A 14,256-nucleotide genomic window follows, 5' to 3' on the forward strand; every position below is an offset into this window, starting at 1 on the left:
GCCGCAAGGCATTGCGCGCGGCGGCGAAGGGTCGTCGCGCGCGATCATTTCTTTCATGCCCCGGAAAGTCCCGCAGGGTGACTCGCCTTCAGCAATCTGGCCAGACATAGCGCCCGGCCAGAATCATTTTGCAAATTGTTGCCAAGTATCTTTTACAGCAGGTCTTTTATCAACAATTCAGCCACCTGCACAGCATTGAGCGCCGCGCCTTTGCGTACGTTATCTGACGTCAGCCACAAATTAAGTTCCGACGGGTCGTCGATTCCAGCACGAACCCGACCGACGTAGACCACGTCCTGCCCTACCGCGTCGCCTACCGGCGTCGGGTAATCGCTGGCTTCCACCAGCTCGATACCCGGAGCGTCTTCCAGCGCTTCGTTGATTTTTGCCAGGTCCACAGCGCTTGCTGTCTGCAGGGTCACGCTAAAGCTATCGCCAAAAAACACCGGGGCTTGAATGCAACTGACGGAAATCTTCAATGAAGGCAAGGACATGACCTGACGCAGTTCACGCACCAGGCGTTTTTCCAGCAGCGTATGGCCTTGATCGTCCGGCTTGCCGACTTGCGCCAGCAGGTTGAAAGCCATCTGCCGATCGAAGAAGGTTGGCTCCAGCGGCCGCACATTGAGCAACTCGGCGGTTTGCCGCGCCAGTTCGGTGACGGCTTCGCGGCCCTGGGCAGAGACGGCCAGACTGGCGGTCACATTGACGCGTTGCAGATCGAGCAAACCGAGCAACGGTGCGAGCACCACAGCCAACGTGGTGGCCGACGGGCTTGGGCTGCTGACCTGGAACGGTTTTTTCAGACCAGACAACACCTGAGCATTGGCTTCCGGCACCACTTGCGGCGCCTGATCGGCGGGCAAGGCGCCGGACAAATCGATCAGCGAGCACCCGGCCGCCGTGGCGCGTGAGGCGAAACTCAAGGTCACCGCCGGGCCTGCGGCGAAGAACACTAGCTGTACTTTGCTGAAGTCGAACTCATCCACTTCCCGCACCCGCACGTTCTTGCCGCGAAACGGCACCGAATGCCCGGCGGATTCGCTGCTGGCCAATAGATGCAGGTTGCCGACCGGAAAGTCACGTTCTTCAAGGATCTGCACCAGCGTTTCGCCGACAGTACCGGTGGCGCCGATCACGGCAATATCAAAGGACTGGCTCATGGTTCTACCTCTGGCGAAACGGGGGGAGCGGCACTTTACCGGGTGGTTGACAGTTCGGCAATTTAGAGCAAAAGATCGCAGCCTTCGGCAGCTCCTACATTGACCGCGTGCAAACCCAATACCGTAGGAGCTGCCGAAGGCTGCGATCTTTTTTGAGGCAGGAAAGCTCACAAAAAAAAAACCCGCACCTCTTTCAAGGCACGGGTTCTTTCATTGCGTCAATCAATCAACGCTCAAGCAGAATCCGCAGCATGCGACGCAGCGGCTCGGCCGCGCCCCACAGCAGTTGGTCGCCAACGGTGAACGCGCCGACGAACTGCGAACCCATGTTCAGCTTGCGCAGACGGCCAACCGGAACATTCAGGGTGCCGGTGACCTTGGTCGGGCTCAGTTCCTGCATGCTGATTTCGCGGTTGTTCGGCACCAGTTTGACCCAAGGGTTGTGCTGGCTGATCAGCCCTTCGATGTCGGCGATCGGCACGTCTTTGTTCAGTTTGATGGTCAGTGCCTGGCTGTGGCAGCGCATGGCGCCGACGCGCACGCAGATGCCGTCTACCGGGATCGGGCTCTTGAAGCGACCGAGGATCTTGTTGGTCTCGGCCTGGGCCTTCCACTCTTCGCGGCTCTGACCGTTCGGCAGTTCCTTGTCGATCCACGGGATCAGGCTGCCGGCCAGCGGTACGCCGAAGTGTTCGGTCGGGTACGCGTCGCTGCGCATGGCTTCGGCCACACGGCGGTCGATGTCGAGGATGGCGCTGGCCGGGTCGGCCAGTTGATCGGCGACAGCGCCGTGAGTCACGCCCATTTGCTTGATCAGTTCACGCATGTGCTGCGCGCCGCCACCGGAGGCCGCCTGATAAGTCATGGCGCTCATCCACTCCACCAGACCGGCCTCGAACAGACCGCCCAGGCCCATCAGCATCAGGCTGACGGTGCAGTTGCCGCCGATGTAGTTCTTGGTGCCCGCGTCGAGCTGCTGGTCGATGACCTTGCGATTCACCGGGTCCAGCACGATAACCGCGTCGTCCTGCATGCGCAGGCTGGAAGCGGCGTCGATCCAGTAACCCTGCCAGCCGGCTTCGCGCAGCTTCGGGAAGACTTCGCTGGTGTAGTCGCCACCCTGGCAAGTCAGAATCACGTCGAGGGTTTTCAGCTCTTCAATGCTGTAAGCGTCCTTGAGCGGAGCAATGTCCTTGCCCACGGACGGGCCTTGGCCACCGACATTGGAAGTGGTGAAAAACACCGGCTCGATGAGATCGAAATCCTGCTCTTCCAGCATCCGCTGCATGAGCACGGAACCGACCATACCGCGCCAACCGATCAGACCTACACGTTTCATCGCAACTACACCTTCTTGAAAAGTGGGCCGCTGCTTTCGAAGTGGAAAGTGGCAGCGGGCCCGAGAGATTACAGATTCCGCAGCGCGGCGACTACTGCGTCACCCATTTCCTGCGTACCGATTTTAGTGCAACCGGTCGACCAGATGTCGCCCGTACGCAGCCCCTGATCCAGCACCAGGCTCACGGCTTTCTCGATGGCATCCGCCGCGCCTTGCTGGTTGAAGCTGTAACGCAACATCATCGACACCGACAAAATGGTCGCCAACGGGTTGGCGATGCCCTTGCCCGCGATGTCCGGCGCCGAACCGTGGCACGGCTCGTACATGCCCTTGTTGTTGGTATCGAGGGACGCCGACGGCAGCATGCCGATGGAACCGGTGAGCATCGACGCCTGGTCGGACAGAATGTCGCCAAACAGGTTGTCGGTGACAATCACGTCGAACTGCTTCGGTGCGCGCACCAACTGCATGGCGGCGTTATCGACGTACATGTGGCTCAATTCGACTTCCGGGTAATCCTTGGCCACTTCCTCGACGATTTCACGCCACAGCTGGCTGGAAGCCAATACGTTGGCCTTGTCCACCGAGCACAGCTTCTTGCCACGCACCATGGCCATGTCAAAACCGACACGGGCGATGCGGCGGATTTCGCTTTCGCTGTAAGGCAGGGTGTCGTAGGACTGACGCTCGCCGTTTTCCAGGGTGCGAGTGCCACGTGGCGTGCCGAAATAGATGCCGCCGGTCAGCTCGCGAACGATCAGGATGTCCAGACCGGAAACGATTTCAGCTTTCAGGCTGGAAGCCTCGGCCAATTGCGGGTACAGGATCGCCGGGCGCAGGTTGCCGAACAGGCCCAGTTGCGCACGAATCTTCAGCAGGCCGCGCTCAGGGCGGATGTCACGTTCGATGGTGTCCCATTTCGGACCGCCCACGGCGCCCAGCAGGACAGCGTCGGCTGCGCGGGCACGCGCCAGGGTTTCGTCGGCCAGCGGCACGCCGTGCTTGTCGATGGCGGCGCCGCCGATCACATCAAAGCTCAGGTCGAAGCCCAACGCGTACTTGTCGTTGGCCAGTTCCAGCACCTTGACCGCTTCGGCCATGATTTCCGGACCAATACCGTCACCCGGGAGAATCAGAATCTGCTTGCTCATGCTTTCCTCATGTCATCAGTCGGTGCGTTCGTAGACGCGCCCGGAAAAATTCTATCGTTCGGCCATCAGCACCAGCACATCCGTACTGAACGAACCATCGGCCTCAATCTCAAAATATTCGCGTACTTCGTTGCCCATCGACTGCTGCAACTCGCGGATCGCGGCGCGCATCACTGGCGGTGTGCGCATGCGCTCGACCCAGCTGTTGTACTCCAGACGCAGGCGCTGGCGCGTAGTGCTGCGAGTGTGCAACCCCGCCTCGCTGACCTGACGCAACCACTCGCCGGCGGAATAATCGCGCACATGGCTGGTGTCGCGCAGCACTTCGACGCTTTGCAGGTAAGTGTCGAACAACGGACTACCCGGTGACAACACGTCAATGAACGCCGCCACGCCGCCCGGTTTCAGCACCCGCCGGACTTCGCGCAGGGCCAGGCCGAGATCGCTCCAATGGTGCGCCGAATAACGGCTGAAGACGAAATCGAACTCGCCATCGGCAAACGGCAGGCGTTCGGCGGAGCCGTTGACGGTGGTCACATTACTCAAACCCCGATCAACGGCTGCGACGGCGACTACATCGAGCATTTGCTGCGAGAGGTCGTAGGCCACCACTTCTTTCACCAGCGAAGCCACATGAAAACTCACGTGACCGGCGCCGCAGCCCAGATCCAGCACACGGGCATCGCCCTGCCCTGCCAGCTCGGCTTGTAGCAGCGCAAATTCGGTGCCTTGAGCGTGGACGGCGCTGCTCAGGTAGGCCGAGGCCTGTTCACCGAATTGCTTTTGTACAACCTGAGTGTGCTGGGCGGTGCTGGTCATAGTGAAGTCCTTGTATTTGTGTTGTCTGAGCTGCCGTCTTCGCGAGCAAGCCCGCTCCCACATTGGATCTCGAGCGTCCACACGATCAATGCGGGAGCGGGCTTGCTCGCGAAGAGGCCAGCCCTGCCTACATAAATAATCCCGGATCAATCAAGCGTCACGAAACAACCACGGCTGGCTCGCACGGTGCTTGGCTTCAAACGTCGCAATCGCCTCGTGGTCCTGCAAAGTCAGGCCGATATCATCCAGACCGTTGAGCAGGCAATGCTTACGGAATGCATCGATTTCGAAGCTCAACACTTTGCCATCCGGACGGGTCACGGTCTGGGCTTCCAGATCAACCTGCAACTGGTAGCCAGGATTCGCTTCAACCTGCTCGAACAGTTCATCGACTTCAGCGTCGCTCAGAATGATCGGCAGCAAGCCGTTCTTGAAGCTGTTGTTGAAGAAGATGTCGGCGTAGCTCGGCGCGATGATGCTGCGGAAACCGTATTCTTCCAGCGCCCATGGCGCGTGCTCGCGGCTGGAGCCGCAACCGAAGTTCTCGCGGGCCAGCAACACACTGGCGCCTTGATAACGCTCGGCGTTGAGGACGAAGTCCTTGTTCAACGGGCGTTTGGAGTTGTCCTGGTACGGCTGGCCCACATCCAGATAACGCCATTCATCGAACAGGTTCGGGCCGAAACCCGTGCGCTTGATCGACTTCAAAAACTGCTTTGGGATGATCTGGTCGGTGTCGACGTTGGCACGATCCAGAGGCGCGACAAGACCAGTGTGCTGGGTAAAAGCTTTCATGCTGCGCTCCTTTAGATCAATTCACGGACGTCGACGAAACGACCGTTTACCGCGGCGGCTGCGGCCATCGCCGGGCTCACGAGGTGGGTACGGCCACCGGCGCCCTGACGGCCTTCGAAGTTGCGGTTGGAGGTCGATGCGCAATGCTCGCCCGACTCCAAACGGTCCGGGTTCATCGCCAGGCACATCGAGCAACCCGGCTCGCGCCATTCAAAACCGGCGTCGAGGAAAATCTTGTCCAGGCCTTCCGACTCAGCCTGCGCCTTCACCAGACCCGAGCCCGGCACCACGATGGCCTGCTTGATGGTCGAGGCCACTTTGCGGCCCTTGGCGATAACGGCCGCAGCGCGCAAATCTTCGATCCGCGAGTTGGTGCAGGAACCGATGAATACGCGGTCCAGTTGAATGTCGGTGATCGCCTGATTGGCGGTCAAACCCATGTATTTCAAGGCGCGCTCGATGGAGCCGCGTTTGACCAGGTCCATTTCCTTCGCAGGATCGGGAACGTTCTGATCAACGGCCAGGACCATCTCGGGCGAGGTGCCCCAGCTGACTTGCGGTTTGATCTGGGTTGCGTCGAGTTCAACGATGGTGTCGAACGTGGCGTCTTTATCCGTTACCAGGTCTTTCCAGGCTTCGACGGCCAGGTCCCATTCCGCGCCTTTCGGGGCGAATGGACGACCCTTCACGTAGGCAACGGTTTTTTCATCCGCAGCCACCAGACCTACACGAGCGCCGGCCTCGATGGACATGTTGCAGATGGTCATGCGGCCTTCGACCGACAGATCACGGATCGCGCTACCGGCGAACTCGATCGCATGGCCGTTACCGCCGGCGGTGCCGATCTTGCCAATGACAGCGAGAACGATGTCCTTGGCCGTCACGCCGAACGGTAATTTTCCTTCGACGGACACCAGCATATTCTTCATTTTTTTGGCGACCAGGCACTGAGTGGCGAGCACGTGCTCGACCTCGGACGTGCCGATACCGTGAGCCAGAGCGCCGAATGCGCCGTGGGTCGAGGTGTGGGAGTCGCCGCAGACCACGGTCATGCCCGGCAAGGTCGCGCCCTGCTCCGGGCCGATCACGTGAACGATGCCTTGACGCACATCATTCATCTTGAATTCGACAATGCCATATTCATCGCAGTTGTCGTCGAGGGTCTGAACCTGCAGACGCGAGACCTGGTCGACAATGGCTTCAATGCCGCCCTTGCGCTCCGGCGTGGTCGGTACGTTGTGGTCCGGGGTCGCGATGTTGGCATCGATGCGCCAAGGCTTGCGCCTGGCCAGACGCAGGCCTTCAAAGGCTTGCGGCGAGGTCACTTCGTGGATGATGTGACGATCGATGTAGATCAGCGCAGAGCCATCGTCGCGCTGTTTGACCAAGTGCGAATCCCAGAGCTTGTCGTAGAGCGTTTTGCCGGCCATCAGACGGTTTCCTCATCAGCTTGTTTCTATGCCCCGAGTCTTGAAAGTTTCAATAACCCTTTGGCTTGTGAGGTCGATCCTAGGGGGTTACATTAAATAACTCAAATTCATATTTTTTATGCTTTGGATAACCAACTGGAATACAGCAATGGACCTTGCCAATCTCAATGCCTTTATTGCCATCGCCGAGACCGGAAGCTTCTCCGGCGCAGGCGAACGGCTGCACCTGACGCAACCGGCAATCAGCAAACGTATTGCCGGGCTGGAGCAGCAATTGAAGGTGCGCCTGTTTGATCGCCTGGGCCGCGAAGTCGGCCTGACCGAGGCCGGTCGCGCCCTGCTGCCGCGGGCCTATCAGATTCTGAACGTGCTGGACGACACCCGCCGCGCCCTGACCAATCTGACCGGCGAAGTGAGCGGTCGCCTGACCCTCGCCACCAGTCACCACATCGGCCTGCACCGCTTGCCGCCCTTATTAAGGGAGTTCACCCGCCGTTACCCACAAGTCGCGCTGGATATTCAGTTCCTCGATTCGGAAGTGGCCTACGAGGAAATCCTCCATGGTCGCGCCGAGCTGGCCGTCATTACCCTCGCGCCCGAGCCCCATGCGCTGGTCAAGGCCACGCCGGTGTGGGACGACCCGCTGGACTTCGTGGTCGCCCCGGAGCATTCACTGATCAGCAATGGCGCGGTCAGTCTGGCGGATATCGCCCTGCATCCGGCCGTATTTCCCGGCGGCAACACCTTTACTCACCACATCGTCCAGCGCCTGTTCGAAGCCCAAAGCCTGACGCCGAACATCGCCATGAGCACGAATTATCTGGAAACCATCAAGATGATGGTCTCGATCGGCCTGGCCTGGAGCGTGTTGCCGCGCACCATGCTCGACGATCAAGTTGCACGAATACCTTTGCCGGGCATACAACTGACTCGCCAGCTAGGCTATATCTTGCACACCGAACGGACGCTGTCGAACGCAGCACGGGCTTTTATGGCCTTGCTGGATGCGCAAATCGATCTGCCAGGGACTCAAGGCTAACTTGTGCTACTCCTATAGAGTCTCGATTTCCTGTGCCTAACGCCCAATTCAGCCCAAGGCCTGCCAATGCCGAAATCTGTTGACCGTATTCCACCGATGCCACGTATTCAGGCGCTTGACCCGAAACGGTCCGAGCAAAGCTGGGAAAGCGCGCCACAGCTGCTGGCCGCCCTCAACGGAGCACGTCTGGGCGCCTGGTATTGGGACATCGAGCGCGGGCAGATCAGTTGGTCGCGGGGCACGCAGGCTTTGTTCGGCTTCGATCCCCGGCAGCCGTTGCCGGCCGATCTGGAATACCTCGACCTGCTGCCGCCCGAAGACAGGGCCAAAACCATTCGCGCGTTCCACGCCGTGATTGCCGGCGCCCCGCTGGAACAAGCCATGCACCACCGCATCCGCTGGCCCGACGGCAGCCTGCACTGGCTGGAGATCAATGGCAGTTTGCTACCCGATAAACAGGGTCGGCCACGCATGATCGGGGTGATCCGCGAGATCACCCACCAGCGCCAGCGCGAACAGGCGCTGAGCAGTTCGGAAAAGCGCTTTGCGACGCTGTTTCACTTGTGCCCGAACATGGTGTTGCTGACCCGCCAGGAAGACGGCCTGATCTCCGAAGCCAACCAGTATTTCGAAAGCCTGTTCGGCTGGCCGGTGCAAAACGCGATTGGCCGTACCACCCTCGAACTGGGCCTGTGGGTACACCCTGAGCAACGCGAGAAACTGGTCAAGGCGACCAAGGCCAAGGGCGAGCTGATCAGCATGGAAGTGCAGTTTCGCGCCAGCAATGGCCAGATCCACGACGGCATTCTCAGCGCGCAAAAAGTCGAACTCGAGGGCCAACCCTATCTGCTCAGCACCTTCCTCGACACCACTGAAAGCAAGGCCGCCGAACTCGCCCTGAAAGACAGCCAGGAGCGCCTTGACCTGGCGCTGGACTCGGCGCAACTCGGCACGTGGGACTGGCACATTCCCAGCGGCATGCTCTATGGCTCGGCACGGGCCGCCCAGTTGCACGGACTGGAACCCATACCGTTCCATGAATCCTTCGAAGATTTTTTCGAAGGCGTGCCCGGCGAAGAGCGCGACAGCATGCGCGATGCCTATCGCAGCCTGCGCGAAGGCCCGGCGGGCAATTATCAGTTGACCTATCGCGTTCAGCTGGAGGACGGCAGTTCGCGCTACCTGGAAAGCCGCGCCCGGCTCTATCGCGATGAAAACGGCGCCCCATTGCGCATGGCTGGCACCTTGCTCGACATTACCGATCAGGTCGAGCGCGAGCAGAAGCTGGTCGCCTCCGAAGAGAAATTTGCCACCCTGTTCCAGGTCAGCCCGGACCCGATCTGCGTGACTCGCCAGGACACCGGCCAGTTCATCGAAATCAACTCCAGTTTTACCCAGACCTTCGGCTGGAGCACTGCCGAGGTGATTGGCCGCAGCGCCGATGAAATCGGGCTGTGGGACGCGTCGGCAAAAAGCCTGCGACGGATCGAACAAGTCATCCGCGAACAGGGCTTGAACAACGTGGCGATCCTCGTTCAACACAAGGACGGCCAATCGCTGACCTGCGTGATTTCCAGCCGCCAGATCAGCGTCGGCGACCAGCCGTGCATCGTCACCACCTTGCGCGACATCACCCAACAACAACGATCGGAAGCGGCGCTTAAAGCTAGCGAAGAGAAGTTTGCCAAGGCCTTCCACTCCAGCCCCGACGCCATCACCATCACCGAGCGCGACACCGGGCGCTATCTGGAGGTCAACGATGGATTCTGCCGCCTGACCGGCTATCGCGCCGATGAAGTGGTCGGCCGCACGGTGTACCAGGTCGGCATCTGGGCAGAAGAAAAACAACGCTCGGCGCTGCTGGCCGAGCTACAGATCAAGGGCCGGGTGCATCACCAGGAGATGCTTGGCCGCAACAAGCGCGGTGAACTGTTGACTGTAGAAGTGTCGGTGGAACCGATCACGCTCAACGAAACCGCGTGCCTGCTGCTGACCGCGCGGGACGTCAGCCTGCTGAAAAACGCCGAAGCGCAGATCCGTCACTTGGCCTACCACGACCCTCTGACCAACCTGCCCAACCGCGCGCTGTTGATGGATCGCCTGAGCCAGCAGATCGCCCTGCTCAAACGCCACAATCTGCGTGGCGCCCTGATGTTTCTCGATCTCGACCACTTCAAGCACATCAACGACTCGCTCGGCCACCCGGTGGGTGACACGGTGCTGAAGATCATCACCGCCCGCCTTGAAGCCAGCGTGCGCATGGAAGACACCGTCGCGCGGCTGGGCGGCGACGAATTCGTGGTGCTGCTCAGCGGCCTCGAAGGTTCGCGCAATGAAGTCAGTGCCCAGGTCCGCGACCTCGCGGACACCTTGCGCGAACTGTTGTCCGAACCGATGTTCCTTGATGGTCAACGCCTGCAAGTGACGCCGAGTATCGGCATCGCGCTGATTCCCGATCACGGCTCAACGCCGACCGACCTGCTCAAACGCGCCGATATCGCGCTTTATCGGGCCAAAGATTCCGGGCGCAACACCACGCAGATGTACCACAACACCATGCAAAAGGCCGCCAGTGAGCGCCTGCGCATGGAAACCGACTTGCGCCTGGCCCTTTCCCGGGGCGAGTTCGAGGTGCATTACCAGCCGCAGGTGGACGCTCGCGACAACCGCATCGTCGGCGCCGAAGCGCTGGTGCGCTGGAGCCATCCGGAACTCGGCGCACAATCGCCGACCGAATTCATCAAGGTTCTGGAAGACAGCGGGTTGATTCTGGAGGTCGGCACCTGGATCGTCGACGAAGTGTGCGCTGCCTTCAAACAATTGATCGCCAAGGGCCTGATCGACCCGTTGAATTTCAGCCTGTGCGTGAACATCAGCCCACGGCAATTCCGCCAGAACGACTTCGTCGAGCGCATCGAGCAGAGCCTCGCCAGCAACGATCTGCCCTGCTCGCTGTTGAAACTGGAAATCACCGAAGGCATCGTCATCCAGAATCTGGAAGACACCGTCAGCAAAATGCGTCGCCTGAAAAAACTCGGCGTGAGCTTCGCCATGGACGACTTCGGCACCGGTTATTCCTCGCTGACGTACCTCAAGCGACTGCCGGTCGATACCCTGAAAATCGACCAGTCATTCATCCGCGACGCCACCACCGACCCCAACGACGCCGAGATCATCCGCGCCATCGTCGCCATGGCCCGCAGCCTGGAATTGAAAGTGATTGCCGAAGGCGTGGAGACACCGGAACAGCTTGAATTTTTGCAGGGGCTGGGTTGCCATTTTTATCAGGGGTATTTGCACAGTGCGCCGTTGCCGGTGGAGGCGTTTCAGAAACTCCTGAAATAACACGGACTATGTAGGAGCTGCCGAAGGCTGCGATCTTTTGATCTTTGCGCCTGTGACGACATTGCAAAATCAAGATCAAAAGATCGCAGCCTTCGGCAGCTCCTACACGGGACAAGGGGTACAAAAAAGGGCGCCAGTGGCGCCCTTTTCATTGCCCTGCCTTAGTGCTGCAGCGCTGGTTTTTGCGTTCCGTTGATCGGGATGCGTTTGGCTTTCGCCTCTTCCGGAACGACGCGCAGCAGGTCGATGCTCAGCAGACCGTTGCGCAGGTCGGCGGCCTTGATCTCGATGTGATCAGCCAGACGGAACGACAGTTTGAACGCGCGCTGGGCGATGCCTTGATGCAGGAAGGTCACGCCTTCAGTCGCGTCACGTTTGCCGCCACTGATGGTCAGCACACCCTTCTCGACTTGCAGGTCCAGGTCTTCTTCCTGGAAACCGGCCGCCGCCACGACGATCCGGTATTGATCGTCACCGTGTTTTTCCACGTTGTAAGGTGGGTAGGTGCTGCCTGGCTCGTTGCGCAGGGCGGTTTCGAACAGGTCGTTGAAACGGTCGAAGCCTACCGAGGAACGGAACAGTGGAGCCAGGGAAAATGCAGTAGTCATGATTCAAATCTCCTGAAAACAATCAGCAAGTTTTTTTGTCTCCGCGACCCGAATTCGGCATCGCGTAATCCCTAAATAAGGACCGCTGATTGCTTTTCAAGAGATTGTTTTCAAGTTTTTTAAGCCGCCTCCAACACCTGCAAACCCAGCAAACGCGAAACCTGATCCAGTTCGGTTTCACGGCGCAGCACGGTGAACAGCTCAACCGCTTCGGGATAATTGCGCGTCAGCATGGCCAGCCACTGCTTCAGGCGACCCGGCGATTGACGTGGTGTCATTTGCGCCTTGGCCTGCAGCCAGAAGTCCTGAATCAGCGGCAGCAGCTCGGCCCAGGTCATTTCGACCACCTCTTCACCCGCACGGGCGGCGGCGATTTGCCGGGCCAGGTCCGGTCGCGACACCAGCCCGCGACCGAGCATGATGTCTTCCACGCCGCTGATTTCGCGGCAGCGGCGCCAGTCTTCAACGCTCCAGATATCACCGTTGGCGAACACCGGCACCTTGACCACTTCCTGCACTCTGGGAATCCACTCCCAATGTGCCGGCGGTTTGTAGCCATCGGTTTTGGTCCGCGCATGCACCACGATATGTTCCGCGCCGCCTTCGGCCAGGGCCGTGGCGCAGACCAGCGAGCCGTCCGGGCTGTCGAATCCGAGACGCATTTTCGCGGTGACCGGAATGTGCGCGGGGACGGCGCGACGGACATGCTCGACGATCTGGTTGAGCAATTCAGGTTCTTTGAGCAGTACCGCACCGCCACGGGATTTGTTGACGGTTTTGGCCGGACAGCCGAAGTTCAGGTCGATGACTTCGGAGCCCAGCTCGCAGGCCAGCGCGGCGTTTTCCGCCAGGCACACCGGATCGGAACCCAACAGCTGCACGCGCAACGGCACGCCTGACGCGGTGCGTGCGCCCGTCAACAGTTCAGGGCCGAACTTGTGGAAATAGGCAGGCGTGAGCAACTGATCGTTGATCCGGATGAACTCGGTCACGCACCAATCGATACCGCCCACGCGGGTCAGCACGTCCCGCAGGATGTTGTCGACCAACCCCTCCATGGGCGCCAAAGCAATTTGCATGAAAAACACACTCGACGAAAAACGTGCGGCAGTTTACTGGTTTTCACCGGGTAAACCCACGCCCGTGTAGGAGCTGCCGAAGGCTGCGATCTTTTGATTTTCAGGAGCAAGATCAAAAGATCGCAGCCTTCGGCAGCTCCTACAGGGATTATGTCAGGCCAGGATGTGCAACGCCGGACCGTAGCCTTCGATGAACTCTGCAGGCATACGCTTGGGTTTGCCCGTGGACAATTCAATGCAGACAAACGTGGTCTGCGCCCGCAGCAACGTGGTGTTGTCGCTCGGGCGTTTCAGCTGGAAGTGCCGGGTCATTTTCAGACGCTGATCCCAATCGACTATCCAAGTCGCCAGTTGCAACTCATCGCCTTCATAAGCCGCGGCAAGATAATCGATCTCGTGCCGCACCACCGCCATCGCCCGATCCAGCCGCCGGTACTCGACCAGGTCCAGACCGAGCCGCTGAGAGTGGCGCCAGGCGCAGCGCTCGAGCCAGGTCACGTACACCGCGTTATTCGCGTGACCCAACCCATCAATGTCCTCGGCGCCCACTTCCAGATCAATGATAAATGGCGTTGCCCGATCCCAGCCCATGCCCCACTCCCGATCAGATTATGTCGACCGGGGCAGTGTAACGGATGCTCAGGCCGATTGGCGCGATTGCAGGCTGCGGCCGGCCAGCAGTGATAACACGCCATCAATCACCCGAGGGTCAGCCAGTACCCGCTGATGACCGCCTTCTTTCAGTCGCAGCAGACGACTGTCGAACCAGGCTTCGTGGATCAGCTGGGATTCCTTGACCGGGACGAAGCAGTCGTCTTCGGCGTGAACGATCAGACCGGGCATGTCGAGTTGATAGTGCGAGACATCCAGTGCAGCGGCGCGCATGCCGACGTCTTTTTCAACTTGGCGAATGAACGCCGAACGGGCTTTTGGCGGCAGCCGCACGTAGCGCGCGAAACCACGCAGAACCCCGAGAATCCGCGCCGGAGCCGCGATCGTCACCAGGGTTTCAGTGCGCAAACCCAATTGGACGGCGAGCATGGCGCTGGCACCGCCCATCGAGTGACCGATGACCGCCTGCAGCGGCGGCAACTCGGCGGCGGCCTCGAGCATGGCCCGGGCGAACTGCACGACGTTTGCTTCGTTGCCCGGTGAGCGACCATGCGCAGGACCGTCCAACGCAACGACGGTGTAACCGGCATCAACCAGCGCGGTGATCAGACTGGCAAACTGCGTCGGCCGGCCTTCCCAACCGTGCATCAGCAACACCGCCGGGCCTTGCCCCCAGCGCAACGCCGACAGGCCGAAGCGTAAAGTGATGCGCTCGGACTTCGCCAGTAACGGCAATTCCCAATCACGCGGCGGCAGATCCCGCGGCGTCATGAATGCCAGTCGCATTTTGCTCGCGACCAGTTGCGGAGCAAACCAGCCCAAGGTGCCATTAACGCCACGAACCCACTTTAACGTGCTCATCGCTCTCACTCCCAA

12 protein-coding genes are annotated in these 14,256 nt (G+C 60.0%); 2 read left to right on the forward strand and 10 right to left on the reverse strand.

Annotation, left to right across the window (positions count from 1 at the left end; translation table 11 throughout):
* Positions 1-152 precede the first annotated feature (152 nt).
* From ACYZTL_RS05930 to leuC, 6 genes are all read right to left on the reverse strand, one after another.
* Positions 153-1,163, reverse strand: coding sequence for an aspartate-semialdehyde dehydrogenase (locus tag ACYZTL_RS05930; RefSeq protein WP_461950989.1), 1,011 nt, complete (start codon positions 1,161-1,163; stop codon positions 153-155).
* 226 nt (positions 1,164-1,389) lie between these two features.
* Positions 1,390-2,502 carry an aspartate-semialdehyde dehydrogenase gene (asd, locus tag ACYZTL_RS05935; RefSeq protein WP_150771075.1) on the reverse strand — a complete coding sequence of 371 codons (1,113 nt, stop codon included), beginning with the start codon at positions 2,500-2,502 and terminating at the stop codon, positions 1,390-1,392.
* A 68-nt stretch (positions 2,503-2,570) separates the two neighbouring features.
* The gene (gene leuB / locus ACYZTL_RS05940; protein ID WP_461950990.1) at positions 2,571-3,653 is read right to left on the reverse strand and encodes a 3-isopropylmalate dehydrogenase; all 1,083 of its coding nucleotides are present in this window, start codon (positions 3,651-3,653) and stop codon (positions 2,571-2,573) included.
* 51 nt (positions 3,654-3,704) lie between these two features.
* Positions 3,705-4,472, reverse strand: a complete 768-nt coding sequence (locus tag ACYZTL_RS05945; protein WP_461950991.1) for a class I SAM-dependent methyltransferase — start codon at positions 4,470-4,472, stop codon at positions 3,705-3,707.
* Between the two features lie 150 nt (positions 4,473-4,622).
* The gene (leuD, locus tag ACYZTL_RS05950) at positions 4,623-5,267 is read right to left on the reverse strand and encodes a 3-isopropylmalate dehydratase small subunit (protein ID WP_461950992.1); all 645 of its coding nucleotides are present in this window, start codon (positions 5,265-5,267) and stop codon (positions 4,623-4,625) included.
* Between the two features lie 11 nt (positions 5,268-5,278).
* Positions 5,279-6,697 (reverse strand): 3-isopropylmalate dehydratase large subunit, encoded by a 1,419-nt coding sequence (leuC, locus tag ACYZTL_RS05955; protein WP_461950993.1) that lies wholly within the window; start codon positions 6,695-6,697, stop codon positions 5,279-5,281.
* Positions 6,698-6,845: 148 nt separating this feature from the next.
* Between leuC and ACYZTL_RS05960 the strand changes: the two genes are divergently transcribed.
* Both ACYZTL_RS05960 and ACYZTL_RS05965 read left to right on the forward strand, forming a co-directional pair.
* Positions 6,846-7,736 (forward strand): LysR family transcriptional regulator, encoded by an 891-nt coding sequence (locus ACYZTL_RS05960; RefSeq protein ID WP_461950994.1) that lies wholly within the window; start codon positions 6,846-6,848, stop codon positions 7,734-7,736.
* 66 nt (positions 7,737-7,802) lie between these two features.
* Entirely contained in the window at positions 7,803-11,081 is a 3,279-nt protein-coding gene (locus ACYZTL_RS05965) for a sensor domain-containing protein (RefSeq protein ID WP_461950995.1), read from the forward strand.
* 161 nt (positions 11,082-11,242) lie between these two features.
* Here ACYZTL_RS05965 and ACYZTL_RS05970 read toward each other — a convergent pair whose 3' ends face one another.
* The 4 genes from ACYZTL_RS05970 to ACYZTL_RS05985 all read right to left on the reverse strand — a co-directional run bounded on the left by ACYZTL_RS05970 (position 11,243) and on the right by ACYZTL_RS05985 (position 14,241).
* Positions 11,243-11,689 (reverse strand): Hsp20 family protein, encoded by a 447-nt coding sequence (locus ACYZTL_RS05970; RefSeq protein WP_253439292.1) that lies wholly within the window; start codon positions 11,687-11,689, stop codon positions 11,243-11,245.
* A 119-nt stretch (positions 11,690-11,808) separates the two neighbouring features.
* The gene (locus ACYZTL_RS05975; protein WP_461950996.1) at positions 11,809-12,768 is read right to left on the reverse strand and encodes a tRNA dihydrouridine synthase; all 960 of its coding nucleotides are present in this window, start codon (positions 12,766-12,768) and stop codon (positions 11,809-11,811) included.
* A gap of 153 nt (positions 12,769-12,921) precedes the next feature.
* A complete protein-coding gene (locus ACYZTL_RS05980; protein ID WP_461950997.1) occupies positions 12,922-13,359 on the reverse strand; it encodes an acyl-CoA thioesterase in 438 nt (145 codons plus the stop codon).
* Between the two features lie 48 nt (positions 13,360-13,407).
* Complete coding sequence (locus ACYZTL_RS05985; protein WP_461950998.1) at positions 13,408-14,241, reverse strand: alpha/beta fold hydrolase; 834 nt, start codon at positions 14,239-14,241, stop codon at positions 13,408-13,410.
* Positions 14,242-14,256: the final 15 nt, after the last annotated feature.

This window comes from Pseudomonas sp. LB3P81, assembly GCF_054897965.1.

Coding starts and splice junctions, on each gene's coding strand:
- ACYZTL_RS05930 (WP_461950989.1), bottom strand. CDS start 1,163: ATGAGCCAGTCCTTTGATATTGCCGTGATCGGCGCCACCGGTACTGTC.
- asd (WP_150771075.1), bottom strand. CDS start 2,502: ATGAAACGTGTAGGTCTGATCGGTTGGCGCGGTATGGTCGGTTCCGTG.
- leuB (WP_461950990.1), bottom strand. CDS start 3,653: ATGAGCAAGCAGATTCTGATTCTCCCGGGTGACGGTATTGGTCCGGAA.
- ACYZTL_RS05945 (WP_461950991.1), bottom strand. CDS start 4,472: ATGACCAGCACCGCCCAGCACACTCAGGTTGTACAAAAGCAATTCGGT.
- leuD (WP_461950992.1), bottom strand. CDS start 5,267: ATGAAAGCTTTTACCCAGCACACTGGTCTTGTCGCGCCTCTGGATCGT.
- leuC (WP_461950993.1), bottom strand. CDS start 6,697: ATGGCCGGCAAAACGCTCTACGACAAGCTCTGGGATTCGCACTTGGTC.
- ACYZTL_RS05960 (WP_461950994.1), top strand. CDS start 6,846: ATGGACCTTGCCAATCTCAATGCCTTTATTGCCATCGCCGAGACCGGA.
- ACYZTL_RS05965 (WP_461950995.1), top strand. CDS start 7,803: ATGCCGAAATCTGTTGACCGTATTCCACCGATGCCACGTATTCAGGCG.
- ACYZTL_RS05970 (WP_253439292.1), bottom strand. CDS start 11,689: ATGACTACTGCATTTTCCCTGGCTCCACTGTTCCGTTCCTCGGTAGGC.
- ACYZTL_RS05975 (WP_461950996.1), bottom strand. CDS start 12,768: ATGCAAATTGCTTTGGCGCCCATGGAGGGGTTGGTCGACAACATCCTG.
- ACYZTL_RS05980 (WP_461950997.1), bottom strand. CDS start 13,359: ATGGGCTGGGATCGGGCAACGCCATTTATCATTGATCTGGAAGTGGGC.
- ACYZTL_RS05985 (WP_461950998.1), bottom strand. CDS start 14,241: ATGAGCACGTTAAAGTGGGTTCGTGGCGTTAATGGCACCTTGGGCTGG.